20 protein-coding genes are annotated in these 26,454 nt (G+C 64.6%); 11 read left to right on the top strand and 9 right to left on the bottom strand.

The genetic code is table 11. The features are described from left to right. Positions 1 to 3: 3 nt before the first annotated feature. Both MTR64_RS07130 and MTR64_RS07125 read right to left on the bottom strand, forming a co-directional pair. A complete protein-coding gene (locus MTR64_RS07130) occupies positions 4 to 1,131 on the bottom strand; it encodes a sensor domain-containing diguanylate cyclase (RefSeq protein WP_243992260.1) in 1,128 nt (375 codons plus the stop codon). Positions 1,132 to 1,210: 79 nt separating this feature from the next. Next, a complete protein-coding gene (locus tag MTR64_RS07125) occupies positions 1,211 to 2,197 on the bottom strand; it encodes a CorA family divalent cation transporter (RefSeq protein WP_243992257.1) in 987 nt (328 codons plus the stop codon). A gap of 125 nt (positions 2,198 to 2,322) precedes the next feature. Here MTR64_RS07125 and msrB point away from each other — a divergent pair, with 125 nt between their 5' ends. Together msrB and MTR64_RS07115 are read left to right on the top strand one after the other, a co-directional pair. Next, positions 2,323 to 2,721 (top strand): peptide-methionine (R)-S-oxide reductase MsrB, encoded by a 399-nt coding sequence (gene msrB / locus MTR64_RS07120; protein ID WP_243992255.1) that lies wholly within the window; start codon positions 2,323 to 2,325, stop codon positions 2,719 to 2,721. A gap of 152 nt (positions 2,722 to 2,873) precedes the next feature. Continuing rightward, the gene (locus MTR64_RS07115; protein WP_243992252.1) at positions 2,874 to 5,063 is read left to right on the top strand and encodes a transglycosylase domain-containing protein; all 2,190 of its coding nucleotides are present in this window, start codon (positions 2,874 to 2,876) and stop codon (positions 5,061 to 5,063) included. 122 nt (positions 5,064 to 5,185) lie between these two features. Here MTR64_RS07115 and MTR64_RS07110 read toward each other — a convergent pair whose 3' ends face one another. From MTR64_RS07110 to hflK, 3 genes are all read right to left on the bottom strand, one after another. Next, positions 5,186 to 6,715, bottom strand: coding sequence for a DegQ family serine endoprotease (locus MTR64_RS07110; protein ID WP_243992340.1), 1,530 nt, complete (start codon positions 6,713 to 6,715; stop codon positions 5,186 to 5,188). Between the two features lie 140 nt (positions 6,716 to 6,855). Beyond that, on the bottom strand, positions 6,856 to 7,695 hold the full coding sequence (gene hflC / locus MTR64_RS07105; protein WP_243992250.1) for a protease modulator HflC: 840 nt from the start codon (positions 7,693 to 7,695) through the stop codon (positions 6,856 to 6,858). After that, the gene (hflK, locus tag MTR64_RS07100; protein WP_243992338.1) at positions 7,695 to 8,825 is read right to left on the bottom strand and encodes a protease modulator HflK; all 1,131 of its coding nucleotides are present in this window, start codon (positions 8,823 to 8,825) and stop codon (positions 7,695 to 7,697) included. Before hflK ends, hflC begins: the two co-directional genes overlap by 1 nt. Before the next feature lie 159 nt (positions 8,826 to 8,984). Here hflK and MTR64_RS07095 point away from each other — a divergent pair, with 159 nt between their 5' ends. The 4 genes from MTR64_RS07095 (at position 8,985) to MTR64_RS07080 (ending at position 14,352) form a co-directional block, all read left to right on the top strand. Next, positions 8,985 to 9,977: an Mrp/NBP35 family ATP-binding protein gene (locus MTR64_RS07095; protein WP_243992248.1), complete on the top strand. Its 993-nt coding sequence runs from the start codon at positions 8,985 to 8,987 to the stop codon at positions 9,975 to 9,977. After that, positions 9,977 to 12,235: a molybdopterin cofactor-binding domain-containing protein gene (locus MTR64_RS07090; RefSeq protein WP_243992246.1), complete on the top strand. Its 2,259-nt coding sequence runs from the start codon at positions 9,977 to 9,979 to the stop codon at positions 12,233 to 12,235. The genes MTR64_RS07095 and MTR64_RS07090 overlap by 1 nt, the downstream gene beginning before the upstream one ends. Next, positions 12,235 to 13,248 (top strand): ferrochelatase, encoded by a 1,014-nt coding sequence (hemH, locus tag MTR64_RS07085; protein ID WP_243992244.1) that lies wholly within the window; start codon positions 12,235 to 12,237, stop codon positions 13,246 to 13,248. The genes MTR64_RS07090 and hemH overlap by 1 nt, the downstream gene beginning before the upstream one ends. Before the next feature lie 99 nt (positions 13,249 to 13,347). Beyond that, on the top strand, positions 13,348 to 14,352 hold the full coding sequence (locus MTR64_RS07080) for a MarR family transcriptional regulator (protein WP_243992241.1): 1,005 nt from the start codon (positions 13,348 to 13,350) through the stop codon (positions 14,350 to 14,352). 108 nt (positions 14,353 to 14,460) lie between these two features. Here the strand turns inward: MTR64_RS07080 and MTR64_RS07075 are convergent, their stop codons facing one another. From MTR64_RS07075 to MTR64_RS07065, 3 genes are all read right to left on the bottom strand, one after another. After that, entirely contained in the window at positions 14,461 to 15,882 is a 1,422-nt protein-coding gene (locus tag MTR64_RS07075; RefSeq protein ID WP_243992239.1) for an aldehyde dehydrogenase family protein, read from the bottom strand. Between the two features lie 154 nt (positions 15,883 to 16,036). Beyond that, positions 16,037 to 17,818, bottom strand: coding sequence for a thiamine pyrophosphate-binding protein (locus MTR64_RS07070; RefSeq protein ID WP_268740796.1), 1,782 nt, complete (start codon positions 17,816 to 17,818; stop codon positions 16,037 to 16,039). 174 nt (positions 17,819 to 17,992) lie between these two features. Next, positions 17,993 to 19,174, bottom strand: coding sequence for a CaiB/BaiF CoA transferase family protein (locus MTR64_RS07065; protein ID WP_243992234.1), 1,182 nt, complete (start codon positions 19,172 to 19,174; stop codon positions 17,993 to 17,995). Between the two features lie 191 nt (positions 19,175 to 19,365). Between MTR64_RS07065 and MTR64_RS07060 the strand changes: the two genes are divergently transcribed. From MTR64_RS07060 to MTR64_RS07040, 5 genes are all read left to right on the top strand, one after another. Beyond that, positions 19,366 to 20,532, top strand: coding sequence for an acyl-CoA dehydrogenase family protein (locus MTR64_RS07060; RefSeq protein ID WP_243992232.1), 1,167 nt, complete (start codon positions 19,366 to 19,368; stop codon positions 20,530 to 20,532). 99 nt (positions 20,533 to 20,631) lie between these two features. Further along, the gene (locus tag MTR64_RS07055; protein ID WP_243992230.1) at positions 20,632 to 21,537 is read left to right on the top strand and encodes an HpcH/HpaI aldolase/citrate lyase family protein; all 906 of its coding nucleotides are present in this window, start codon (positions 20,632 to 20,634) and stop codon (positions 21,535 to 21,537) included. Next, positions 21,534 to 22,805 (top strand): acetyl-CoA hydrolase/transferase family protein, encoded by a 1,272-nt coding sequence (locus tag MTR64_RS07050; RefSeq protein ID WP_243992227.1) that lies wholly within the window; start codon positions 21,534 to 21,536, stop codon positions 22,803 to 22,805. Before MTR64_RS07055 ends, MTR64_RS07050 begins: the two co-directional genes overlap by 4 nt. A gap of 2 nt (positions 22,806 to 22,807) precedes the next feature. Further along, complete coding sequence (locus MTR64_RS07045) at positions 22,808 to 23,587, top strand: enoyl-CoA hydratase-related protein (protein WP_243992225.1); 780 nt, start codon at positions 22,808 to 22,810, stop codon at positions 23,585 to 23,587. 97 nt (positions 23,588 to 23,684) lie between these two features. Further along, the gene (locus tag MTR64_RS07040) at positions 23,685 to 25,214 is read left to right on the top strand and encodes a DHA2 family efflux MFS transporter permease subunit (protein WP_243992223.1); all 1,530 of its coding nucleotides are present in this window, start codon (positions 23,685 to 23,687) and stop codon (positions 25,212 to 25,214) included. A gap of 3 nt (positions 25,215 to 25,217) precedes the next feature. Here MTR64_RS07040 and MTR64_RS07035 read toward each other — a convergent pair whose 3' ends face one another. Next, positions 25,218 to 26,453, bottom strand: a complete 1,236-nt coding sequence (locus MTR64_RS07035) for a DUF1214 domain-containing protein (protein ID WP_243992221.1) — start codon at positions 26,451 to 26,453, stop codon at positions 25,218 to 25,220. Position 26,454 lies beyond the last annotated feature (1 nt).

Raw genomic sequence — 26,454 nt, 5'->3', positions numbered from 1 at the left:
GTCTCAGGCCGCCTTGCGCCTGCTTTTGTCCCTGTAGAGGCGGCTATCGGCTAAATGAACCAGGCTGTCCGGGGTGCCGCCCTCGGCCTGACTTGCCGCCAGACCAAAGCTGCAACCCACGGACAGCATGTGTCCGTTGAATTGCACAGGTTGCGTAATCACGGAGCGCAACGCCTCGAGATCGCAGGTGCCGGGAATTTGGCCGGATGGCGATGCTGCAAAAAGAAGCGCGAATTCGTCTCCACCGAGCCGGGCGACCGACAGCGCCGACGGGGCTACCGTCTGCATTCGTCGGGCGACGTGACGGAGGATCTCGTCGCCGGCCAGATGTCCGTAGCGGTCGTTGATCTGCTTGAATCCGTCGAGGTCGGCAAGAACCAGTACGACGGGCTCCGCAGCTTCGAGGCAGGTTTCCAGTGTACGGTCGAAGGCCAGGCGGTTCTGCAGGCCGGTCATCGGGTCGGTGACGGCAATGCGGTCCAGTTCATGCTGATAGCCCAGCATGCGCACCGTCTCGCGAAACTTGGCGAGGACCACGCTGGCCTGCATCATGGCGACCAGAACCATCATGACTGCCATCGCCCTCACGCCGAGATTGTCGTAGAGCATCATCTTGATGACGATCGGCGTGACAGTGGTGGCCATGGCGGCGATCGCGGCACGCGGCGCGCTGATCAGGCAGGTCGAGGAGACCAGCGCCGCGATGCCTATGAATACCGGCGCCACCATGCAGTAGTACTTCTCGGTCTCGGTGAAGGCATTGACGCACCAGATACCGGCGATGGTGCCCAATATGGCGGCGACGGGCAACGTGCCGTGCAGGAGGCGCGCGGCCTGATCCTCGCTGGCGATGGGGTCAGTGCCGCGCGCGGCAAAGAGAGTGGCCAGGCAGGTGCCGATGATCAGCGCCGGAGGTGTGGCTTGCTGCCACCATGGCAGGTCGCCGAGCACGGCCAGCGCCATGGCGAGGGCATTGGCAGCGATGAGCACGCAGAGCATGGGCAGGAACCCACGCAGGCGTTCCGCCTGAAGAATCATGGTTTCTGCGCGCAGGTGTACCGGAACCGGCGCCGTGAAGGGCGAGCGCCAGCCGTCCGGGTCCGTCCCGATGCGCTGCAGGCGCCTGAGCATTGTGATGCGTCCCCGCCGTTGGTTTTCGGCAGAGTAAGGTTCAGGACTTGCTGAAGGGTTAAGTGCGGGACACCGGAAGCTAACGGAAGAAACCGCGCGCCCGCAGAAACAGATAGGTGGCCAGTGCCGCTGCCGCTGCGACCACGGTCGCGCCCAGCGTTCCGTCGCGGCCTGTCATCGGCAGATCGCCCGTGTTCATGCCGAAAATGCCGGTGACGAGCGTTGTTGGCAGCAACAGCGCGGTCATCACCGAGAGGATGTAGAGGTTCTGGTTCATCCTGAGGTTGGACTGGTCGCTGATCTCGTCACGCACTGCGCGCAGCTGGCTCAGCACGCTCTGGATATCGCCATCGGCGCCTTGTACGCGCTGTGAGAGCTTTTCGACGGTGGGCAGGATGTCCTCGGGCAGGTCGTCGTCGAGTTCGAGCCGGCGGAATACGCTCTGCATCCCTTCGAGCATGCGGTGGAGCTGGGCCAGTCGGCGGCGGATGTCCATCAGCCGGTGGCCGCTGGGTACCTGCCGCTCCTCTACCAGCGCGTCTTCGGCGGCCTGCACTTCGGACGAGAGCCTGCCGGTGATGCGCCCGAAGTTTTCGAGGATGGCGCCGACGATCAGGTCCAGCCCCCGTGCGGGAGAGGTGACGATCTCGCTGTCGCGCAGCCGCTTGCGGGCGATGTCAGCCGAGCCGATCGGGTGGTGCCGGGCCGAGACGATCAGGCCCGGTGTCAATATCACCCGCAGCGCGCCGACGCGGCCGGTGTCGCGCACGTCGAAATCGCGCTCGAAGTCGTGCAGGACGCAGGCCACGGTTTCCGCATCGACCAGCGCGCGCTGGTGTTTGTCCTGCGAAAGCAGGATCTCGCGCGCGGCCGGGCTAAGTTCAGGCGTGGTTTCGATCCACATCCGCGTGCCGTGGTCCGCCAGGTTGAGGTGCAGCCAGCGCACGAACCCTGCATGCGGGCTGCTGCAGTTTTCCACTTCGCGCCGTTCGCCCGGAGCGAAATCTATCCCCCAGATCAGTCCGGGACCCTGCCCCACGGGAATCCTGTCATGGGGCTGTTCCATCTTCCTCTCCTCACCGTCTGGCGAGCGTCATCGTAGCACGGAACCGAGACAGTTGGAGGATATCCGCGGCACTGGAAAAGCGCGGTACGGCGCGCCATATTCGCTTCCCAAGGAGAAGCACGACGATGACCGAAAAGCTCAATCTTACCGATGCCGAATGGCGCGAGAAGCTCTCGCCCGAACAGTACCACGTGCTGCGCGAGGCGGGTACCGAGCGGGCCTTCACCGGCAAGTACGAGAAGAACAAGGCCGATGGCATGTACTATTGTGCCGGTTGCGGTGCGCCGCTTTTCTCTTCCGGGACCAAGTACAATTCGGGTTCCGGCTGGCCGAGCTACACGGCTCCGGTAGGAGACGGAGCAGTCGATGAGCATCGCGATGCCTCGCACGGCATGGTCCGCACCGAGGTGACCTGCGCCAGGTGCGACGGGCATCTGGGACACGTCTTTCCCGATGGGCCGGGTCCGACGGGGCTGCGCTACTGCATCAACAGTGCATCGCTCGACTTCAAGCCGGAAGATTGAGCGCTCTTCCGCGGTGGGGCCATGCCGGGGCGCTTTCGACGGATGTCAAAGGTGCGTCGGCGGGCATCGTTAACCCCCGGTTACAAATCGCCGTGCAAGGTGTAGGAAGCGACCGGACGTTTCTGTCTGCTAGAAGGGTTTCTTCCTAACACATGGCCAAGAATTCCGGCCGGGGCCGCAAGTCAGGCGGCCCTTCCTCCCGACCGACAAAGCCGCTTTGGCGCCGTATCGTTCGCAGCGTGTTCATCTGGGGCGCTGCGCTCGGCTTGCTGGGCGCGATCTTCCTGGCCACGGCGGTGCTGTTCACCATGCGTGAACTGCCCAGCTACAGTGCGCTCAAGAGCAGCCAGAATGGGCAGATGATCGTCGTGCGCGCGCGCGACGGAACGGAACTGGTGTCGCTCGGGCCGAGCTATGGCCGGTGGCTGTCCTACGACCAGATCCCGCAGGTCATGCGCGATGCGATGGTCACGGTAGAGGACAGGCGCTTCCGCGAACACATCGGCGTTGATCCGATCGGGATGCTCCGTGCCGTCAAGGTGCGTTTCGAGCGCGGGCATTTCCGCGAAGGCGCCTCTACGATCACCCAGCAGCTCGCGCGCAACATCTTCCTGAACAACAGCTATTCGTGGACCCGCAAGGCGCGCGAGGCGGTGCTGGCGCTGGCGCTGGAGCGCAAGTTCTCCAAGGACCAGATCCTCGAGCTGTACCTCAACAAGGTCTATTTCGGCGGCGGTGCCTATGGCATCGATGCGGCGAGTCGCAAGTTCTTCGGCCACCCCGCCACCGGGCTGACGACCCCCGAGGCCGCAATCATCGCCGGGCTGGTGAAGGCGCCGTCCAACTATTCGCCAACGGCAGACATGCAGGCGGCGATCGGCCGCGGAAATGTCGTGCTCGGCCTGATGGCAAAGAACGGTGTCATTTCCCAGGATGAGGCGGACGCCATCGACCTGTCGCAGGTCAAGGTCGCGAAGGAAGAAGGGCAGAATTCGGTCCGCTACTTCACCGACTGGGCCCTGCCGCAGCTCGATCTGCTGCTGCCTGAAACCAACGAGCCGATCGAGGTGTGGACCACGCTTGATCCGGCAATGCAGAAGGCCGCAACGGCCGCGATTGACAATAACGTGCCCAAGGGCACGCAAGGCGCGCTTGTCAGCCTCGATCGCGATGGCGGGGTGCTCGCCATGGTCGGCGGCACCGATTATGTCAGTTCGAACTACAACCGCGCCACCAACGCGGTGCGCCAGCCTGGTTCGGCGTGGAAGCTGTTCGTCTACATGGCCGCGCTTGAGGCAGGTTACACGCCGAGTGACCGCGTGGTTGATGAACCGGTCACGATCGATGGCTGGAGTCCGCAGAATTCGGGCCGCAGCTATGCCGGCGAAATCGATGTTCGCACGGCCTTCGCCTATTCGAAGAACACCATTGCCGCACAGCTCGGCAATGAAGTGGGTTTCGGCACTGTCGCCAGCATGGCACGCCGCTTTGGCATCACCACCGCGATCAACACCCAGCCGGCCATGGTGCTCGGCACGTCCGAAGTGCGCGTGATCGACATGACCCGCGCTTTTGCGGAAGTGTCTGCGGGAGGCACCTCGGTCGAGCCCTATGGCATCACCAAAGTGACAACCACGAACGGCGAAGTGCTCTATCAGCACAAGTCGGTGCAGGGGCAGGTGCTGGTGCCGCATTACGTAGCGGCAGGCATCACCGACATGTTGCAGACGACTGTGGCTACCGGCACTGGCCGGGCGGCCCAGATCGGGCGTCCGGTCGCGGGCAAGACGGGCACTACCAGTTCCAACAAGGACGGTTGGTTCCTGGGATTCTCGAGTGGAATCACCACTGGCGTGTGGATGGGCCGCGACGATGCCAAGGCGGTGAGGGGGCTGTCGGGAGGCCATGCACCGGCCCGTGCCTTTGCGGATTACATGAAGGTCGCGGTCGCCAAGCGTCCGGTAGAGGAGTTCGACACGAAGCTGCAGTTGCCTGAATGGCAACTCGAGCCTGACGATGAGCAACTGCAGGGCGATCCGGACGACTACTACTACACCGACGAGAACGGGAACCTGGTGCATCCGGGCACCGGAACACAGTACGACGAGCAGCCGCGCTATGACGATGGTGCCGTCGGGCCGGGGCCGGGGCCGGGGATACCGCAGGTTCCGGATTACGGGCAGCAGAACGGTGCCATGCCGCCGCCTGCCGCCAACGATGATTTTCTCAATCGGGCTACTGGCCGGGGCACTGCGCAGGACCCCGGTCTGCGTCCGGGACAGGGCACGGGCGTGGTGCCGCGGCCATCGCCGTCACCGGTACGGACCAGCGGCGCGTACTGAGCCTGATGCGGCGACCTTTCTGAAGCGAGGCGCGGTTTCGCTTCAGGTACCCCGGACAAAGCAAAACGCCCGCCGGATATTCCGGCGGGCGTCTTTGTCAGTGCTGCTGCTGGTGCGTGGCGTCAGCGCATCCGGACGGGCACGAAGACGGGCGACTGGCCACGCGGCTGGACGCGCAGCAGCAGGGCCGAGCGGCCATCGGCCTTCGCGGCCTTGATCGCGGCTTCGAGGTCGGCGGTGGAGGTCACGTCGCGCCCGTTGGCGGACATGATGATGAACCCGCGCGAGAAGCCCTTCTGGCCGGCATCCGAACTGGGATCGACGGCAACCACGACAACACCCTTGGTATCGTTCGACGCACCGAGCTGTCGCGCGATTTGCGGGGTCAGCGGTGTGACCGAAAGACCGAGCGCCTTCTCGACGGCGCCTTGTTCCTGTTGGGCCGGCGGGTTGTTGAAGGGGTTGTCGTCCTGATCGCTGTCTGGCGCGAACGACTGGGCCAGTTCCTGCTCGCTCGGGCGCTTGGCGACGGTGGCGGTCACCGTCATCCTGCGGCCGCCGCGGATCAGATCGACCGGGATGCGGCTGCCGGGCTCTGTGTTGGCCACGAGATAGGACAGCGTCTGGTCCTTGGTGACTTCCTTGCCGTTCACCTTGACGATCACGTCTCCCGCCTGGATGCCGGCCTTGGCGGCGGCGCCATCGGGCTCGACACCCTGGATGAACTCGCCCTTGTTGTGATCGAGGCCCATGGAATCGGCGAGATCGTCGGTCAGCGGCTGGATGCGCACGCCGAGGTAGCCACGCTCGATGGCCTCGCCCTTGATCAGCTTCTGGACGATCGGCGCGGCGGTCTCGGCGGGGATCGCGAAGCCGATGCCGACGCTGCCGCCGGTGGGCGAGTATATGGCGTTGTTGATACCGATCACCTGGCCGCTCATGTCGAACATCGGTCCGCCCGAGTTGCCGCGGTTGATCGCGGCGTCGGTCTGCAGATAGCGGTCATAGGCACCGCCGTTGCCGGTGTTGCGGTAGACGGCCGAGATGATACCCGCCGTCACCGTACCGCCGAGACCGAACGGGTTGCCGATGGCGACGACCCAGTCACCCACGCGGGCGTGACGGGAATCGCCGAAATTCACGAAAGGCAGCGGCTTTTTGGCTTCGATCTTCAGAACCGCGAGGTCCGAAGCAGCATCCTTGCCGATCAGCTTGGCCGGGTATTCGTCCCCGTCTGCCATGGTGATCGTGATCGATTCGACCTCACCCTTGCCTTCGGCGGTGATCACGTGGTTGTTGGTCACCACGTAGCCGTCGGCAGAAACGATGAAGCCCGAGCCCAGCGACTGCGCTTCGCGCGTCTGCGGGCCGGAATTGCCCTGATTGCCGAACAGGCCTTCGAACGGGGTCCCGGCAAACGGGTTCTGGCTCTGCACCTGAATGCGCTGCCGGGTGGAAATATTGACGACCGCAGGTGCGAGTTGTGCGGTCAGGTCGGCAAAACTGGCAGGTGCCCCGGCCTTGGGGACCACCTTCGATATCTGGCTCGCCTCGTTCTGGGCGACTTGCGCGCCGGCGGGAAAGCCGGTCGTCAGCGAAAGGGTTGCGCCTCCAAGAAGGAGCGCCGTCGTCAATCCATAAGCATATCGCACGGGCTTCACGTCCTCTGATTCCTCCGTTGTGGCGGCGCCGCGGCGCCATCCTTCGGCCCCGGCCCGATTGACGCCCTGCTGGCTTAACCGGGATTGAATGGTGCCGGTATTGTGCCCCCTTTTCGGCCCTTTGCGGCCCGTCACGGCTCCCTGAAGTGTTTCAGGTAGGCGTTGTCCGGTGAAAGCACGAATGTCTTTGCGCCCTGATCCTTGGCAAATGCGACTCGGTAGCTCTGCATCGAGCGGTAGAAGTCGTAGAAGGCCGGATCCTTGCCGAAGGCATCGGCATAGATCTTGGCGGCCTGCGCTTCGGCATCGGCACGGATGATCTGGGCGTCGCGCTGGCCTTGGGCAGCGATGGTCTTGGCTTCTTCCTGGCGGGATGCCTCCATGCGGGCGAACGCGCTTTCCAGCGCGCCTTCGGGCAGGTCGGCGCGCTTGATGCGCACATCGACCACCTGTGCGCCGTATTCACGCGCTTCGCGGTCGAGCAGGTCGCGGATGTTCGCCATCGCCTGTCCGCGCTCGGCAGTCAGCAGTGACTGGAAGGTGCGCTTGCCCAGTTCCTGGCGCACGACCGAGGACAGGATCGGCTCAAGCTGCTGCGTCACGCGGTCGGTCGTGCCTGCGGTCTCCACCATCTTGACCGGATCGATGATTCGGTAGCGGGCATAGGCATCGACGTTGAGGCGTTGCTGGTCGGTCGAAAGGACCTGCTGCGACTGCATGTCGACCGAGAGCAGGCGCTTGTCGATCCGCTGGACCTTGTCGATCAGCGGCACCCGCAAGTGAATGCCGGCGTCGGTCTGCCCGAAATCGGCCTTGGCCCTGTAGGGGTTGTAGACCGCGACCGGACGGCCGGTGCGGATCACCACCGCCTGCTGGTCCTCGGGCACGATGATAAGGCTCATCATCAGGCCCGCGATCACGATGGCGGCGGCAATCCAGGCCGCCTTGTAGTGGGTCCAGACGTCTCCCATCACTGGCCTCCCTTGGCAGTCACGGTCGTCGTGGTGGAATCATCCCCGGCCGAGCGCTTCATTTCCGGCAGCGGCAGGTAGGACGTCATCCCCTTGGCTTCGGCGACGACGGTATCGTTGTCGCGCAGCACGCCCTCCATGGTTTCGTAGTACATGCGGCGCTTGGTTACCTCGGGAGCGAGCTTGTACTGCTCATAGACCTTGTCGAACTGCGATGCGTTGCCCTGCGCGCTGGCGAGCTGCTGCTGCGCCCAGGCGCGCGCTTCCGACCGGTCGCGCTCGGCTTCCTGCTGGGCCACGGTGACCTGCTCGAAGGCGGACTTGGTCTTGGCCGGCGGGTCGGATTTCTTGATTTCCACGCCCTGCACCGCGACGCCCGACTTGTAGTAGTCGAGGATGCGCTGCATGCGCTCGCGCACGTCCTGTTCCACTTGCGCGCGGCCCGCGCCGGAGATGGCATCGTTCAGCGAGATCTGCGCGATCGATGCGCGCATCGCCGCCTCGGCCACCTCGCGCACCGTCTCCTGCGGATCGGCAAGGCGGAACTTGTAGTCCTTCAGGTTCTTGATGTTCCAGCGCACGAGGTAGCTGAGATCGACGAGGTTCTTGTCGCTCGTCAGCATCAGCTTTTCATTGTCGTTGTCAGGGATCATGTCGACCTGGAACGAGCGGACGTCCTCCACGTCGACCTGTTCGACCGGCCAGGGCAGTGTGAAGTTCACGCCGGAATCGATGATCCGCGAATATTTGCCGAACGTCGTGACGAGCCCCTGCTCCTTGGGACCGATGGTGTGGACTGTTGTCAGCAGCAAAAGCGCCGCGACAGCCAGGCCGATGCCGAGCGGTAACCACGACTTGCCATCGGGCCGGCGCGGTAGCTGGGGGAAACCGGGGCCACGCGGCCCGCCGCCGCTCTTGCGCGGATCACGGCCGCGGAAGATGTCCTCGATGCTGGCGGACCGGCGTGGAGGAGCTTCGCCGCCCGGGAGCCAGGGATTGCGCGGTCCGTTATCCGCCTTCCCGGCGGGTCCGTCGTCCGGTTTGCCGTCGCCGCTTTCCCCGCCGGGCTCGCCGCCGTCTCCGTCGCCGCCACCACTGCCGCCGCCCCAAGGGCTGTTGCGGCCCGCCATGGCCAGTCCGTCGCTCCCGCCCGGGTTCGTTGTTGCATCACCGATTGCTTTCATGGGGCTATCTATAGGAACCTGTGGCGCAAATAACAGGGCCTCTCTTGCCCTTTTTCCGCGACTGCGCCACCTGAGCGGCGATCCCGCCGCGAAAACGGAGACCGCATGACCCAAGACGCTTCCGATCGACTGAAGACCCTGCTGGCCCCGCAAGAGGCCGCTCGCGTGCAGTCGCTGCGGTTGGCTGATGGACGCGTGACGATCGTACTCGATGCGTCCGGCATGGATGCCCGTGCCCGGGCGGGGGTGGAAGCGTCTGTTAAAAAGACGCTGGAAGCCGCCTCGGGCGTTTCCGAAGTGCGCGTCGCTCTGATGGCGGACAAGGCAGACGCGGCTGAAAGCGCAAAGCCGATGCAGCGGATCGTTGCCGTCGGTTCGGGCAAGGGCGGTGTCGGCAAGTCAACGGTCGCGGCCAATCTTGCGGTCGCCCTGTCGCGGACGGGGCGGAAGGTCGGGTTGGTCGATGCCGATATCTATGGCCCCTCGCAGGCGCGGTTGCTCGGCACAGAAGGACAGAAGCCGGTCGCGCATGACAACCGGCTGGTGCCGGTGGCCAGCCACTGGGGCGTGCCGGTCCTCTCCATGGGTCATCTGTCCGATCCGGGGCAGGCGATCGCCTGGCGCGGGCCGATGGCCTCGGGCGCGCTGACGCAGCTGCTCGAAGGGCATTGGGACGATGCCGAGATTCTCATCGTCGACCTGCCGCCGGGCACCGGCGACATCCAGCTCACCATGCTGCAGAAGTTCAAGCCCGCCGGGGCAGTGATCGTCTCGACACCGCAGGACCTTGCCCTGATCGACGCGACCCGCGCGGTCGAACTGTTCGAGAAGGGCGGCGTTCCTGTGATCGGCGTGGTCGAGAACATGGCCGGCTACATCTGTCCTCATTGCGGCGAAGTGAGCGACCCCTTCGGTTCCGGCGGCGCGGAAGCCTGCGCCAAGACGATGGGCACGCCCTTCCTCGGCCGCATTCCGCTCGACATCGCGATCCGCCGCGAAAGCGATGCGGGCACGCCCCCGGCAGCGGGCGAAGGACCGCAGGCGGCGGCTTTCGCAGACCTCGCGCGCAGGGTCGCGGACTGGCTGGACACGAACTGATGGCGGTCTCCCGGCGCGGCATCCTGATCGGGGCGCTGGCCGGTGGCGGGCTGGCGCTCGGTTATGTGCTGCGTCCCCGGCATTTCCCGCTCCCGCTGGCACCGGGCCAGGGTGAGTTCGCGTTTGACGCCTGGATCAAGATCGGCACCGATGGCGTGATTTCGGTCGCCGTGCCGCAAGTCGAGATGGGGCAGGGGGTGACTACGCTCATCCCGCAAGTCGTCGCCTTTGAGCTGGGCGCGGACTGGCGGCAGGTTGCGGTCGAACCCGCACCGGTCAGCGCGCTCTATGCCAATCTGGCGCTGGCGGCGCGCTGGGCGCCACTGTGGATGCCGGTGATGCCCTCGCTGGCGGAAGATCCCGACGGCATGATCACGCGCCGCTGGGCCGAGGATCACCGTTTCAACGCGACGGCAGACGGCATGTCGCTGGGCGCTTATGAGGACGCTGCCCGAGCCGCAGCCGCTTCGGCCCGCGCCATGTTGATGCAGGCGGCGGCGGCGCGTTGGGGCGTTGCGTGGGAGGAATGCGACGCGCAGGGCGGCTTCATCGTCCACGAGGACAAGCGCTTGCCGTTCGGCGCACTGGTGGAAGAGGCGGCAGCCTGTTCTCCCCCCTCGACCCCGCCATTGCGCGCCGATGCCATGGCCGAGGATCCCGGAGAATTTCCGCCCGGCGCCGCGCTGCGTTATCCCCGATTGGATCTGCCGTCCAAGATCGACGGATCATGGACTTTTGCAGGCGACGTGCGGCTGCCGGGGCTGCTCCATGCGGCGATCCGGCATGCACCGCTTGGTGCCAGCGCGTCGCTGGCCGGGATCGATGAGGATGCCGCGAAGTCGATGAAGGGCCTCGTGCGGACGGTGAAAGGTGAGGGCTGGGTCGCCGCCCTCGCGCGCGACTGGTGGACGGCGGACACTGCGCTCACGCGGATGAAGCCGCGCTTCAAGGTTGCCGCCGGTGTCGAAAGCACCAATCTCGACAATACCCTCGACGAGGCGATGCGGGCGGGCAAGGTACATCGCATCCATGCTTCGGGCGACATGGGCGTTGTGAAAGGCGGCTTGCCGCTGCAACTGCGCTATGTGGTTGCCCCGGCAGTGCACGCGACGATCGAGACGGCCAGCGTCACCGCGCGGCTGGAAGGGGGGCTGCTGGAGCTATGGGTGGGCACGCAAGTGCCTGAAGCAACCCGCGAGGCAGCGGCGCGGGCCGTCGGGCTCGAAGCCTCGCAAGTGGTGCTTTACCCGATGCCGCTGGGCGGCAGTTTCGACCGGCGGCTGGAAATGGGGCACGCAGTCGAAGCGGCGATCCTCGCCAAAGAGGCGGGGCAGCCGGTGCAGCTTACGTGGTCCCGGCGCGAGGAGATGCGCGCGGGCCTGCCGCGCACGCCGGTGGTAGCGGTGATGGCCGGGCGTTTCGATACTGAAGGCGGTATTGCCGGCTGGCGCGCGCGTGTTGCCATGCCGGCAACGGCACGCGAGTTCGGCCGCCGGCTGTTCGGCAGTGAGACACCGGCAGAGGCGATCCGCGCAGTAGGGGGCAAGGACGATCCGCTTGCGCTGGAAGGCGCGGTGCCGCCCTATGTCATCCCGCATGTGGCGGTCGATCATATCCCCACGACCATAGATCTGCCGACCGCGCGCCTGCGCGGCAACGCCCATGGCTACACGGCCTTCTTCAACGAGAGCTTCGTAGATGAAATGGCGCACAAGGCAGGCCGCGAGCCGCTGTCCTACCGCATGGCGATGCTGGGCAAGGAGCCCCGCCTTGCGGAATGCCTCCAGCGTGTTTCGGCGCTCGCACAGTGGGGCGGGGGCGGTGACAACAGCGGGCAGGGCATCGCCTGTCACGTCATCGGGGAGGGGCGCATCGCTCTGATTGCAAGTGCCCGCCGCGACGAGAACGGTGTGCGGGTCGACAAGCTGAGCGCGGTCGCCGACATCGGCCGTATCGTCAATCTCGACATCGCCCGCCAGCAGATCGAGGGCGGGCTGGTGTTCGGGCTCGGTCTCGTGCTGGGCTGCTCTGTGCGCTATGAAGGCGGCCGGCCGGGCAACGAGCGGCTTAGTGATCTTAGTTTGCCCACGCTGGCCGATTGCCCGGCGATCGAGGTGGAATTTATCGAGAGTACGGCCGATCCGGCCGATCCGGGTGAACTGGGCGTCGCCGTTGTCGCGCCTGCCGTTGCCAATGCGCTGTTTTCGGCGACGGGCCTGCGTTTCCGACGCCTGCCGCTTTTTGATGAGGAACTGTGATGCTGCCGTCCGATCACCCTTCCGTAACGACCGGCGGGATCGGCATCCTTCTGGTCAATCTCGGCACACCAGATGCGCCGACGCCCGAAGCGGTGCGACGCTATCTGGCCGAGTTCCTCTCGGACAAACGCGTGGTGGAAATTCCCGCGATTGCCTGGAAGCCGATCCTGCACGGGATCATTCTGCGCACGCGTCCGGCTAGGTCCGCCCATGCCTATGCGCAGGTCTGGACGGACAAGGGCTCGCCGCTTGCCGCTATCACCGCCGCAAAGGCGGAAGCGCTGCAGGCCCGGCTGGGGCAGGGCGTGCGGGTCGATTGGGCGATGCGCTACGGCAATCCCTCGATCCCCATGAAGCTGGAGGCGTTGAAGGCCGCAGGCTGTGACCGCATCCTGATTGCGCCGCTTTATCCGCAGTATTCAGGCGCGACCACGGCATCCGTTATGGATAGCATTGGCGATGCGCTTCGCGCGATGCGCTGGCACCCGGCCCTGCGCACGCTGCCGCCGTATTACGATGATCCGGCTTACATCACGGCGCTCGAACAGGATGTCGCGGCACAGGTCGAGGCGCTGGATTTCGTGCCCGAAGTTCTGCTGCTGTCCTATCACGGCATGCCCGAGCGCACGCTGCACCTGGGCGATCCCTATCACTGCCAGTGCCTCAAAACCTCGCGCTTGCTGGGCGAGCGGCTGGCGCGGCGGTTTCCGGGGCTGCGGATCGAAACCACGTTCCAGTCGCGTTTCGGCCGTGCCAAGTGGCTGGAACCGGCGACCGAGACCGTGCTGGAGAACGAGGCGAAGGCGGGCACACGGCGCATTGCGCTCGCGGCCCCCGGGTTTTCTGCGGACTGCGTGGAAACGCTGGAAGAACTGGCGATCCGCGGGCGCGAGGTGTTCGAGGCAGCAGGCGGGGAGCGCTATGCTACGCTTGCCTGCCTGAATGACCGGGAGCCGGGCATGGCGATGATCGAGGCTCTCGTGCGCCGCGAACTGGCGGGTTGGTGGGCATGACGCTTGCAAGGTTTTAACGGTGTCGGACTGCCAGAAGTCTTGATGTGATCCAATTTTGTTCTACTCCTGTTCACATCAAGGAACGCGGAGTCGGAACCCATGCACGACACGGAATTCCATCAGCCGGATTTCCCGTATTCATCCCCGGGGTCGGGCCGCGGCATCGGGGCAGGCGGTTTGCCAGTGACGCTTTCGATTTTCGCCGACAGAGCGCATCTGCGCGCGGTCATGCGAGATGACGCGCAGGCTGCTGGACTGAAGATTGCCACTTTCGCGTCGCTGGCGGATCTGTCCGGAGGCGCCGCGCGACCGCTCGGCGACGTTGTGATGGTCGATTGTCCGCAAGTCGATGCGGAGGCCTTCGCGGCTCTGGCGCTGCTCGATTTACATGCGGCCCGATGCGATGTGCGACTGATCGTGTCGACCAGCGTGGAAGCCCTTGATGACGTGTTTTCATGTATGGATCAGTCGGCCCCAGTGCTGCTGGTCGATCCCAGCCGGGCCGAACGAGTGATCGCGCTGGGACAGGTTCTGGCCGGGTTTGGCCAGAACCGGCTGCGCGAGCTATCAGACGATGACCGGCTGATGCTGCTGCGCCTGTCCGATCAGGTTGGGCAAATTGCGGGGAAGATCGAACGGCTGGCGCCGGATGTCTCGCAGGTAAAGGATGGCGGGGACAGTGCGTTCCGGTTCGCCAGCCAATCTTACGGTTCCGGGAGCATTGCCGATGAAATTGGCGCGCTGCAGAAGGGAAGGCGCTACGCGGCCCGGCCGCCGCTTCCGGACGCGCGTCTGGTGCGCAAGATTATCCGGCAGCGCCAGCAGCGCGTGCGGCATTTCGATCCCGGACTTTTCGCCGATCCGGCGTGGGACATGCTGCTCGATCTCACCGCGGCCCGGGTCGAGCACAAGCGTGTCTCGGTTACATCGCTGTGCATTGCCTCGGGCGTTCCGCCGACGACGGCGCTGCGCTGGATCGGGCAGATGGTGGAGGCGGGTCTGTTCGCACGCGTCTGCGACGACAGCGACCGCCGCCGTGCCTTTATCGAGCTTACCGACAGGGCAGCGGATGCCATGGCGCGGTACTTCGCGGAGAGGGAATAGGGCGCGGCGCCACCTGATTGCCGGACACGGGTAAAGGCATCGGAGATGCAAAATGGCCCGGACGTCTCGTGACATCCAGGCCATTTCAACGACTTGGAAGGGGATGGATCAGGCCGGATTCCAGCCTACGACTGCCTTCACCTCCAGATATTCGTGGAAGCCGTAGTCTCCCCATTCGCGTCCATTGCCCGAGCGCTTGTAGCCCCCGAACGGCGCGGTGAAGTCGAAGCCGCCATTCACCCAGATCGCGCCCGTGCGCATCTTGCGGGAGACGTCGCGGCAGGTGTCGAGGTCCTCGCCCGAGACGTAGCCGCCCAGGCCGAAGTTCGAATCGTTGGCGATTTCCACTGCATGGTCGAGGTCGTCGTAGCCGATGATGACGAGCACCGGGCCGAAGATTTCCTCGCGGGAAATGACCATCTGGTTGGTCCCCACGAACACGGTCGGCCTGACGTACCAGCCCTTGCCCAGTCCTTCGGGCCGGCCCGGACCACCGGCGATCAGTTCGGCGCCCTCTTCGACACCCTTCTCGATGTATTCCTGAATGATGTTGTACTGGCTCTTCGAGACGACCGGCCCCATTGCGAAGTTGCCGGTCGGGTCGCCCACGGTCACACCATTGGCGGCCTCGGCGGCGGCCTTCATCACTTCTTCCATGCGCGAATTGGGCACCAGCAGGCGCGAGCCGGCCGAACAGGTCTGGCCCGAGTTGCCCATCATGCCGGCCGTCGCCCCGGCGACATTGGCGGCCATGGACGCGTCGTCAAGCACGATCCATGCGCTCTTGCCGCCCAGTTCCAGCCCGACGCGCTTGACCGTTTCGGCAGCATCCTTCTGGATTTGCACGCCCACCGGCTCCGAACCGGTGAAGGAGATCATGTCGATGTCCTCATGCTTCGACATGGCCGTGCCGATCTCGCTGCCCTTGCCCTGCACCATGTTGAACACACCGGCAGGCACGCCCGAATCGTGCAGGATTTCGGCGAGAATCTGGGCCGAGAACGGCGCGAGTTGTGGCGGCTTGAGGATCATCGTGCAGCCGGTGGCCAGCGCCGGGAAGATTTTCACGCAGGTCTGGTTCATCGGCCAGTTCCACGGTGTGATCAGTCCGCAGACGCCGATCGGTTCCTTGCGGATCATGGTGACTCCGCGCTCTTCCTCGAACTTGAAAGTCTTGAGCACTTCGATCGCGGTACCGAGGTGGCCCTTGCCCAGCAGGGTGTGGAAGCCGCAGGCGAGCGGACGCGGGGCGCCCATCTCTTCCATGATTGCCTCGCCCAGTTCCTCTTCGCGCCTGATGTACTCGGCCTGGATCGTCTCGAGCAGATCGAGGCGTTCCTTGACCGAGAATTGCGAATAGCTGGTGAAGGCCTTTCGCGCGGCAGCCACGGCAAGATCGACATCGGCGGGCGTACCCAGCGAGATTGTACCTGAAACTTCCTCGGTCGCCGGGTTGATGACTTCGGCGGTCTTCGGGCTGATCGGATCGACGAAGCGGCCGTCGATATAGAACTGAGTGTAATTGCGCATGTCCCGCTCCCAAGAATTTGCAGGGTGATCAAAGCCAATGCCCGCACACCATGCAAGGCGGTACGGGCATTGTCATTCTTCTACCGGAATATCGTCCCACACCATGGCCGGGCGAACCCGCCTGGTCGCAAGACGATGGTCCCGGCTGACCGCATCACTGGGTGCCTTCGGCGTACCAGGTGCGGAACTCGCTGTACTGCGGCTTGTCGGTGGCGTTGGCGACCGGGTCGATCTTGCAGTGGATCACGGTCACGCCGCCGCGGGCATAGGCGCGTTCGATGGCCGGGCCGATGTCGGCCGCGTCGGTGACGAACTCGCCAGCGGCGCCGAAGCCTTCGGCGATCTTGTCGAAACGGACCTTGTCGGACCAGTGCACGCCGGCCTCGTTGGTGCCTTCGCCAAAGGTCATGCGATAGACGCCGACTTCGAGGCCCCACTGGAAGTCGACGCCGACGACGCAGACCAGCTGCAGGTTATTGCGCACCGCCACTTCCAGTTCGCCGATGTGGAACAGGAACGAGGAGTCCGAGGTGACGAGCATGCCCGGACGCACCTTGCCAGTGGCGGCCTGGTCGGCGAGCATGGCGCCGGTCGCGTAGGGCAGGCCGGTGCCGATGTGGCCGTAGTTCTGGTTCCAGATCACGTCGTGCGGCTTCGCCTGGTTGTAGGTCCAGGTGTAGATCACGGTGGCGCCGCCATCGCGGATCATGATCGCGTCCTTGGGGCAGGCCTTGGTAGCCTCGACCACGAAGCGCGCGGTGTTCATCGGAATGTTACCGGTTCCGTCGTCACGGGTCTGCGACTCTTCGTCGAGATCCTTGATCTGCTGGGCATCGCGCGCGATGAACTCGGCCAAACGCGGGTGGCCCGGCAGGGTCTTCCCCTCAAGCGCGCGCACAAGCTGCGGCACGACACCGCGCAGGTCGCCTACCAGCGGGCAGTCGATCTGGCGGTTCACACCGATGGCAGTCGCATCCTGCTGGACGTAGATCCACTTGCGGTTGGCTTCGTTGTCGACCCAGTGGCGCCAGCGGCCGTAGTGGCTCGGCTCGCCCAGCTCGGTGCCGAGCGCGATGCACAGGTCGCTGTCGACCACGGCGTCGATCGAGACTTCCGAGAAGCCGTAGGGGAAGGTGCGGTCCTCAATGCCTTCGATAAAGGCGGTGCCACCGGAGGTCTGGATCACCGGCGCTCCGATCATCTCGGCGAGTGCGCGCACGGCCTGGCCCGACTTGCTGGTGTAGACGGCGTGGCCGGCGAGGATGATCGGGTTTTTGGCGTTTGCGATCAGCTCGGCGGCTTCGGCGATGCGGTCACCGTCCGCGCCCTGGTTGGTCAGGCGGTAGCGATGCGGCGGCAGGACTTCGGGAACGTCCAGTTCCTCGAGGATCACGTGATGCGGATACTCGATGTAGCACGGCCCCGGCGTGCCCGACATGGCGACGCGGATGGCCTCGCGCACGATCTCGTCGGTCTGGTCGGCATATTCGATCGAGCTCGAGAACTTGACCGAGTCCTCGATCATCGGTTCCTGACGCACGAACTGGATGCGGCCGCGGCGCACGCGGCGTTCGGTGATGCGGGCGCGCTGGCCGCCCATGAAGATCACCGGATCGTTCTCAACCTTGGCGCACTGGATCGCGGGCATCATGTTTGCCATGCCCGGCCCGAGGGTGCCGATGCACAGCGCGGGCTGGCCGGTGATGCGGGCCGTGGCGGCGGCCATGAAGCCTGCCGATGCCTCGTGGTGCGGCGAGACGACGGTCCAGCCGCGGCGCTCTGCTTCGAGGAAGAAGTGGACGAAGTTGGGATCGGGGATGCCATAAAGGGTGCGGATGCCCTCGGCCTCGAACAGGTCGAGAATGCGCTTGTAGACAGGGGTGCCCTTGGGCTTGGTCGTCGCGGCCGGCGCCGCTTCGGTCTCGTCTGCGTACATCGGGTTGCCTTTCTTCGATCTCGATTCAGTTGCGTTCATGTGGCTGTCTGGCCGGGGGCGCCCGCTGCCGGTGCGGCCCTGCGGGCGGGCTTCAGTCACTCTCCCCAGCGGCGATTGCCATGCGCGCTTTGGGCAAAGGACTAATCTCTCTTCCGCTCAAATCAACAGTACTGTTCATTTGGAGGCATCTGCTTGAGCAGCAATCGCCTCAGCGTTCTCCGCAAGCTCCGCGCGCACGGCATCATTGTCCTCGCCCAGCATCGGAGATGGGCCGTGGACGCGTCCCGGTGTGGCCGAGAACCAGGCCGGGACGCCCGGGAAACGGACGGGACCCTGCGGCGTGTCGAGCTCTTCGAAGAAGCCGATGGCATTGAGGTGCTCGTTCTCGAACAATTCGCCGGTCGAGCGCAGTGGTGCGCAGGGGATGTGCAGCCCTTGCAGCGTGTCGAGCCATTCCTGCGTGGTGCGGGTGAGGAAGGTTTCGCCCAGCAGGCCATAGACGCGGCCGATCTGCCTGGCGCGCATGGCCAGCGTTGAAAATTCGTCACTCGCCCACTCTGGCTTGATCGCGTCAATGAAGGCGTTCCAGTGCTTGTCGTTATAGACCAGCGCGGCGACGTAGCCGTCCTTGGTCTTGTAAGGGCGGCGATTCCTTTCGACGGCACGGTGGTAGAACGCGGGTGTGGTCGGCGGCGAGAACATGGCGCCGTTGGCATGTTCCACCAGCATGAACGAGCTCATCGCCTCGAACATGGTGACTTCCACTTCCTGCCCTTCGCCAGTGCGCTCGCGGTGGAAAAGCGCCATCATCGTCGCGTAAAGCGCATGAAGGCCCGCCACCTTGTCGGCCATGATCGTGGCGACATAGCCGGGCTCGCCGTTCATCAGGCCCTGCACATAGGGGATGCCGCATTCGGCCTGAATGGTGTCGTCGTAGGCTGGCTTGTCGCCTTCGGGGCCACGGCGCGAGTAGCCGTAGCAATTGGTGTAGACGATATCGGGCCGGATCGCTCGGACCGACTCGTAGTCGAAACCGAGCTTTTTGATGGCACTGCCGCGCATCGAGTGGATGAAGACATCGGCCGTGGCGATCAGCTGGCGCAGCATGGCCTTGTCTTCGTCCTGGCGCAGGTCGAGCATCAGGCCGCGCTTGCCGCGGTTCACGTTGACGTAGATGCCGCCCATGCCGGGGACCGGGCCTTCGGTGATCCAGCGGGTATTGTCGCCTGCGGGCGGCTCCACCTTGAACACTTCGGCGCCCATGTCGGCCATGATCTGGGTGGCATAGGGGCCGAACACGACGCTGGTGAGGTCGACCACGCGAATCCCCGCCAGTGGCCCGCTGCGCCCAGTCATCTGTGCCTCTCCGGCCATCTTGCTCTCCGTTGCCTGGTGCTTCCGTTAGCGCAGCGCCGATGGCAGGTCTATGCGTATTTTCGTTCAATGGACTGATATTAGTACATTCAAGGTTGTGCCGCTGGTGTCGCGCTGCTAATTCCCCGTCGCGTCCGAACTGAGACGAAACCTGGGAAGGAAGGTCGAGTCCCGTGGATTTCTCATTCACCGAAGATCAGCAGAATATCCGCGACGCGGTCCTCAAACACTGTTCGCAGTTCTCCGACGACTACTGGCTCGAAAAGGATCGCAGCGGCGAATTCCCGTTTGAGTTCCACATGTCGATGGCGGAAGCCGGATGGCTGGGAGTGGCCATGCCCGAATCGGTGGGCGGCGCAGGCCTGGGCATCGCCGAAGCGGCCGTGATGATGCAGGCAGTGGCCGAATCAGGTGGCGGCATGACAGCGGCCTCGTCGATCCACGGCCCGGTCTTCGGGTTGGAGCCGGTCATCCTGTTCGGCACGGCAGAACAGCAGCAGCGCATGATCCCGCCGATCCTGTCGGGCGAGGAAAAAATGTGCTTCGCGGTGACCGAGCCCAACACCGGGCTCGACACCACCAGCCTCAAGACCCGTGCCGAAAAGGTGCCGGGCGGCTACAAGGTCAACGGCGAGAAAATCTGGATCACCAACGCCCACGTGGCCGACCGGATGCTGCTGATCGCGCGCACCACGCCGCTCGAAGAGGTTAAGCGCAAAACCGAAGGGCTGACGCTGTTCTACACCAGGCTCGACCGTGCGCACATCGAGCATCAGATCATTCCCAAGATGGGCCGCCACGCAGTCGGCTCGAACATGCTGTTCATCACCGACCTGTTCATCCCCGAGGAAGACCGCATCGGTGAGGAAGGACAGGGCTTCAAGATCCTGCTGCAGGGCCTCAATCCCGAGCGCGTGCTGCTTGGCGCCGAGGCAACCGGTCTTGGCCGCGTCGCGATCCAGAAGGCCAGCCGCTATGCGCGGGAGCGCGTCGTTTTTGGCCGTCCGATCGGCCAGAACCAGGGCATCCAGCACCCGCTCGCCAAGGCGTGGATGCAGGTGGAGGCCGCGAGCCTGATGGTGTTCAAGGCCGCCACGCTGTTCGACAAGGGGCTGGATTGCGGGGCCGAGGCGAACTCCGCCAAGTACCTCGCCGCTGAGGCCGGTTACGAGGCTTGCCAGACCGCCGTCATGTCGATGGGCGGCATGGGCTATGCACAGGAATACCACGTCGAGCGCTACCTGCGCGAAGTGCTGATCCCGCGCATCGCACCGGTCAGCCCGCACCAGATCATGAATTACATAGCTGAACGTGTGCTGGAACTGCCGAAGTCCTATTGAGATTAACCGCGATCCCAGCAAAGGCTGGGACCGCGAGCGCTTTGTGCCCGCGTTGTTGAGACCGATCCCGGCCCGTGCTGGGATGACGAGAGGATTGCGATGCCCGTCACCCCCGAAACCTTTAAGCATGAACCCATCTCCGCCCGCTCCTGGCTCTTCGCGCCGGGGGACAGCGAGAAGAAGATGCAGAAGGCGATGGAGGGCGAGGCCGACATCGTACTGATCGATCTGGAAGACGCCGTTGCGCCGGACAACAAGGCCAATGCGCGTCCGATGGTCCACGATTTCATCAAGTCCAACCCAGACCAGCGTCATCGCCTTTGGGTGCGGATCAATCCGCTTGATGGTCCTTACACCCTGCTCGATCTTGCCGCGGTGATGCCTGCGCAGCCGGGCGGGATCATGCTGCCCAAGGTCTATGGGCGCGCAGATGTCGAAACGCTCGACAAGTACCTGGAGGCCTTCGAGGTTGCCAGTGGCATCGAGCAGGGTTCCACCCCGCTGATCGTGCTGATGACCGAGACGGCCGAAGCCATGTTCCACTGGGGCGATTACAAGGGCTGCCCGCGCGTTGTGGCGCTGACCTGGGGGGCTGAGGACTTGGCCGATTCCATCGGCGCGTCGTCGAACAAGAATGCCGACGGCTCCTATTCCTTCACCTACGAACTGGCCCGCAGCTTCTGCGTGATGGGCGCGGCGACCGCAGGCGTGACCGCGATCGAGACGATCAGCGCCGATTTCAAGGATCTTGAAGCCCTGCGCCTGCGCGCCGAAAAGGTCCGCCGCGACGGCTATCGCGGTATGCTGGCGATCCACCCGGCGCAGATCCCGGTGATCAACGCGGCCTTCACACCGACCGAAGAGGAAATCGCCGAAGCGCAGGAAATCGTTGATGTCTTCGCCGCGAACCCCGGCGTTGGCGCCATCGGCTGGAAGGGCGGCATGCTCGACCGTCCCTACCTCGCCCGCGCGGAGCGGCTACTGCGGCAGGCCGGCAAACTGTGACGGATATCGTCGCCCCTGAGGCATTGGACTTCTCGAAGTACCTCAAGCCCGGAGACCGGATCGTCTTCGGGCAGGCTTGCGGCGAGCCCACGACACTGGTCGAGGCGTTGATTGCTCAGGGTGCCATGATCGGCAACCTCGGTGCCTTCATTGCCACCAGCTTCTCAGGCCTGTTCACGCCGGAGACCGCGAGCGCCTTCCGCCTTTCCAGCATGGGGGCGATCGGGGCGCTGCGCTCGATGACCAGGGCCAACCTGCTCGATGTCATTCCGGTGCACGTCAGCCAGGTCGCGCCGCTGATCGAATGGGGTGTGATGCCGTGCGACGTGGCAATGATCCAGGTCAGCCCGGCCGACGCGCAGGGCAACCATTCGTGTGGCCTCATTTCGGACTACGTCCGCGCGGCTGTCGACAAGGCGCGGGTCGTCATTGCGGAGGTCAACGAGCAGGTGCCGTATGTGCAGGGTGAACTGATCCCCGGCAGCATGATCGACGTGGCCGTGCCGGTTAGCCGAACGCCGGTGGAAGTCGCGCCTGCGAAGATCGGCGCTACCGACGAGGCGATAGCGAAATTCTGCGCCGAATACATCGGTGACGGCTCGGTGATCCAGACCGGCGTCGGCGCGGTGCCCGATGCGATCCTGCGCTTGCTGCATGACCGCAAGGACCTCGGCGTTCATTCGGGAATGCTGGGCGACGGTCTCGTCGAACTGGCCGAAGCGGGTGTTCTCACCAATGCGCGCAAGGAGATCGATACGGGTGTCTCGATCAACGGCGCGCTGATCGGCACGAAGCGGCTCTATGACTGGGCGCACGAGAACCCGGCGATCCGCATGACGCCGACCAGTTACACCCACGATGCGGGCGTGCTGGGCAAGCTTTCGCGTCTCGTCACGATCAATTCGGCGGTCGAGGTGGACCTGACCGGTCAGGTCAATGCCGAGCAGGTGGGCAATTTCTACGTCGGCGGGACCGGCGGACAGGTCGATTTCGTCCGGGCCGGGGCGCGTTCGCCGGGCGGGGCCTCGCTGATGGTGCTGGCCGCAACTGCCAAGGGCGGTGCACTCAGCAAGATCGTGCCCAGCCTGTCCGGCCCGGTGACTTCGGCGCGCACTGAAGTCGATGTCGTCGTAACCGAATTCGGCGCGGCCGAACTCAAGGGCCAGTCGCTGGCCGAGCGTGCCCGGCGGCTGGTTGCCGTGGCCCACCCGGATTTCCGCGAGGAACTCGACCGTGCCGCCCGTGAAATCGCGAAGCGAGGGTTCTGATTATGACCGCAAGTGACTCTGGTGCCGTTCTCTACGATGCCCGCGCAGATGGCATCGCAATCATCACGATCAACCGTCCCGAGCAGCGCAACTGCCTCAGCCGCGATGTGCGCGAGGGCCTGCGCGAGGCTTGGGCACGGTTCGAGGCGGACGATGCCTTGCGCATCGCCATCCTCACCGGCAGCGGGGACAAGGCCTTCTGCGCTGGCGGCGATCTCAAGGAAATGGTCGAGACGGGCATGACGGTGCCGCCGCGCGACATGTTCGCGCTGCCCTATGACAGCATCGAACTGAGCAAGCCGACCATCGCTGCGGTCAACGGCCATGCCATGGCCGGCGGCTGGATGATCGCGCAGGCCTGCGACCTGTGCGTCGCCAGCACCAATGCGAAGTTTGCCATCACCGAAGTGAAGGTGGGGCGCGGTAGCCCGTGGGCGGCCCCGCTGATCCACATGATCCCGCAGCGCATTTTCATGGAGATCGTGCTGACCGGAAAGCCGATTACCGCCGAACGCGCCTATGAGATCGGTCTGGTCAACCGCCTTGCTCAGCCGGGCGGCGCGCTCGATGCGGCGATCGAACTGGCGTGGGAAGTGCTTGAAGGCGCGCCGCTCTCGGTCAAGGCCGCGCGTGAGACGGTCATGCTCTCCACCGAGATGGGGCGTGGTGCCGCGCTGCAGGCCGCCCGCGCTACGCACGAACTGGCATACCATTCCGAAGACGCGCAGGAAGGCCCGCGCGCCTTTGCCGAAAAGCGCAAGCCGGTGTGGAAGGGGCGCTGAACCTTATCGGCATCGCTACGGCGCGGTTTGGGCCCTTGCCCGCGGCCCGGCACCATGCGAGCTTTACTAAGCACGCTTAGGAAGCCATCGAAAACCCATGACCAGCGCGAGCTATCCCGATCCGTCGCGCCGTTTGCTGATCACGGGCGCGACGATCATTGCCGTGCTGATGGTAACGCTCGACGGCACGATTGCAGTGATCGCGCTGCCCCACATGCAGAGCACACTGGGCGCCTCGCAGGACCAGATTGCCTGGGTGCTCACCTCTTACCTGCTGGCAGGCGCCATCGCGACGCCTCTGGCGGGCTGGATGGCGGACCGCTTCGGGCGCGTGAGGGTCATGGCGTTGTCGGTGGTGGGGTTCACGCTCAGCTCGATTGCCTGTGGTCTTGCGCCCACTCTGGAATTCCTGGTCTTCGCGCGGCTGGTTCAGGGGCTTTCCGGGGCCAGTCTGGTCCCGCTCAGCCAGGTTCTTCTGCTCGACATAAACCCGCCCGAAAAGCAGGGGCCCGCGATCGCAGCCTTCGGCATGGGCACGCTGCTCGGGCCGATGATGGGGCCGATCCTCGGTGGCTGGCTGACCGAATACGTTTCCTGGAGGGCTATCTTCCTGATCAATGCACCGGTGGGCGTGATGGCCTTCACCGGCCTGATGGTCTTCGCGCGCGATCTGCATCCGGGGCGCGCCAGCCCGTTCGATGCGCGCGGCTTCGCCTTTGTGTCGATCTCCATTGCCGCATTCCAGCTCATGCTCGATCGCGGGCAGATGCTCGACTGGTTCGATTCCACCGAAGTCTGCATCGAAGGAACAGTGGCGGCGCTGTTCGCCTATGTCGCGGTGGTTCACATGCTCACCGCCCGCAACCCGTTCATCAAGCCCGCGATCTTCAAGGATCGCAACTTCCTGCTCGGCACCATGCTGTCGGCGGTGACGGGCATTTTCCTGACCGGCGTGATCCCGATCATGACCAGCATGATGCAGCAGTTGCTGGGCTATCCGGTGCTGTTGACGGGCCTCATCTCCACCCCGCGCGCGATCGGCAATATCATTACGATCATGCTGGTGGGGCGCCTCGTGTCGGTAATGGATGCGCGTTATCTCATCTTTACGGGAATGGCACTGCTGGTGTGCAGCCTTGCCCTGCTTTCGTCGATGTCGCTGGAAGTCAGCCAGACGCGAATGGGCTTTGTCACGTTCCTGCAGGGCTGCGGATCGGGGCTGCTGTTCCTGCCGCTGACGATGATCGTCTTTTCAACGCTGCCGCGTGAACACCGCAACGAAGGCTCGACGATCTTCACGCTGGTGCGAAGCCTCTCGGGCGCGGCCGGTATCTCGCTGATCCAGGCCGCGACGATCCGCGATCAGGCGCAAGTGCAGTCGCATCTCGTCGAGCGTGTGCGGCCTGACAATCCCGTGATCGGCTGGAGCATGCCGGACTTCGACGTGATGAACGTGCCCGGCGTGCAGGCGATGATGGGCGAAATCGGGCGGCAGGCGGCGATGGTCGCCTACGTCAATTCCTACCGGGCGATCCTGATCCTCGCCGTGATCGCCGCACCGCTGGCGCTGTTCATGCGCAAGGCCAACCGCACGGCCGAGCCGCTCGCGGCGGTCCATGGGGAATAGGCGTCAGATTCCGAAGCGCAGCTTGATTGCCCGGTAGCGTTCCAGCAGCATTGCGGCGCGCTGTTCCCGTGTGACCGTGGCGGTGCCGGCAGGCAGGTGGGCCATCAGCTCTGCGCGTTTCACCAGCTTGGTCCGGAACGCCGCCGGGCTTTGGGTGAGCAGGTTGCGGTAGGTGAGATTGCCGTCGCTGAACCCTTGGGTGTCCAGCCAGTTGTGCACGCCCGGATCGTTGTGGGCGATGACGAGGCGGACGACACCGTCTGTGTCCACCTTAGTGCGTGCAGGCGTGTAGCTGACGGGGCGGTGGAGGAAGTCCATCGAGCCCATGAAGGCGCCCCCCATGCCAAAGATCCAGAAACCCTCGTGCATGTCCATCTCGACGATGAGAGCTTCATCGGGTCGCAGCCGCCAGATCATGTGCGCGGCCATGCGCCCGCGCCTGGCATCGGCATCATCGTTGGCGGACTTGTCGGCGGGAAAGGCATTGAGCGTATGCGGATCGCAGACGCCGCGCGAAGTCAGCCATGAGTGTTCCGGCCATTGCTCCATCAGTCCGGTGACGAACCGGCCAGCCCAGTCCATCGCCTCGGTTATGCGTTCGGGTGAGGGCATCGGGCGCGGGTCGTCCATGCCCACGCGTTCGATGGTGAGCGGGGTGGGCGTCTCCCCCCAGGCGTCGAAGGCCTCGCGTATGAACAGCTTGCGGCTGCCGGGGGTAGTGGGCAGCCAGTTGCTCGCGAGCTGCTGCCCACCAATGAAAAGTTCGAAGTTCCCCTCTGCATCGGTTTCCAGTTGCGAACCGAGGATGTTGGCTTGGGGAATATCGCCAAAGGGTTCGTGCAGGCTCGGCCATTCGGTGCCGGGAATCGTCTCCGGGCGCGGCCCTTGCACGGTCACGTTGAGCCACCGGGCGGTGCCGCGTTTCCCGGTGATACGGTAGGTGTGATCGCCCGAGATCCAGGCCTGCCGGTAGGTGAAGTCGGATACGTCTCCGCCCAGTTTCATCGTCGGCGTGGTGAAATAGTGGATCTGCGGAAAGGCTGGGTCATTGGTCTCCAGCGCCAGATCGAAGGCCTGTCCGAGGTTTTGAGTCAGGAATCGAAAGGCATCGGCCCGCTGGAGTGGGTTGGGCGGATTGGCATCCTTGAAAGCATAGGTGCCGGCCTGCTTCAGATCGTCGCAGAAGCGGTCCCAGGCAGCCTTGAGATCCTTGTCCGCCGGTGCGTCGCCATAGGCCATG

The sequence above is a fragment of the Novosphingobium album (ex Hu et al. 2023) genome, from assembly GCF_022832385.1.
GTDB lineage: Bacteria > Pseudomonadota > Alphaproteobacteria > Sphingomonadales > Sphingomonadaceae > Novosphingobium > Novosphingobium album.
This window is presented reverse-complemented; position numbering and strand designations above follow the sequence as displayed.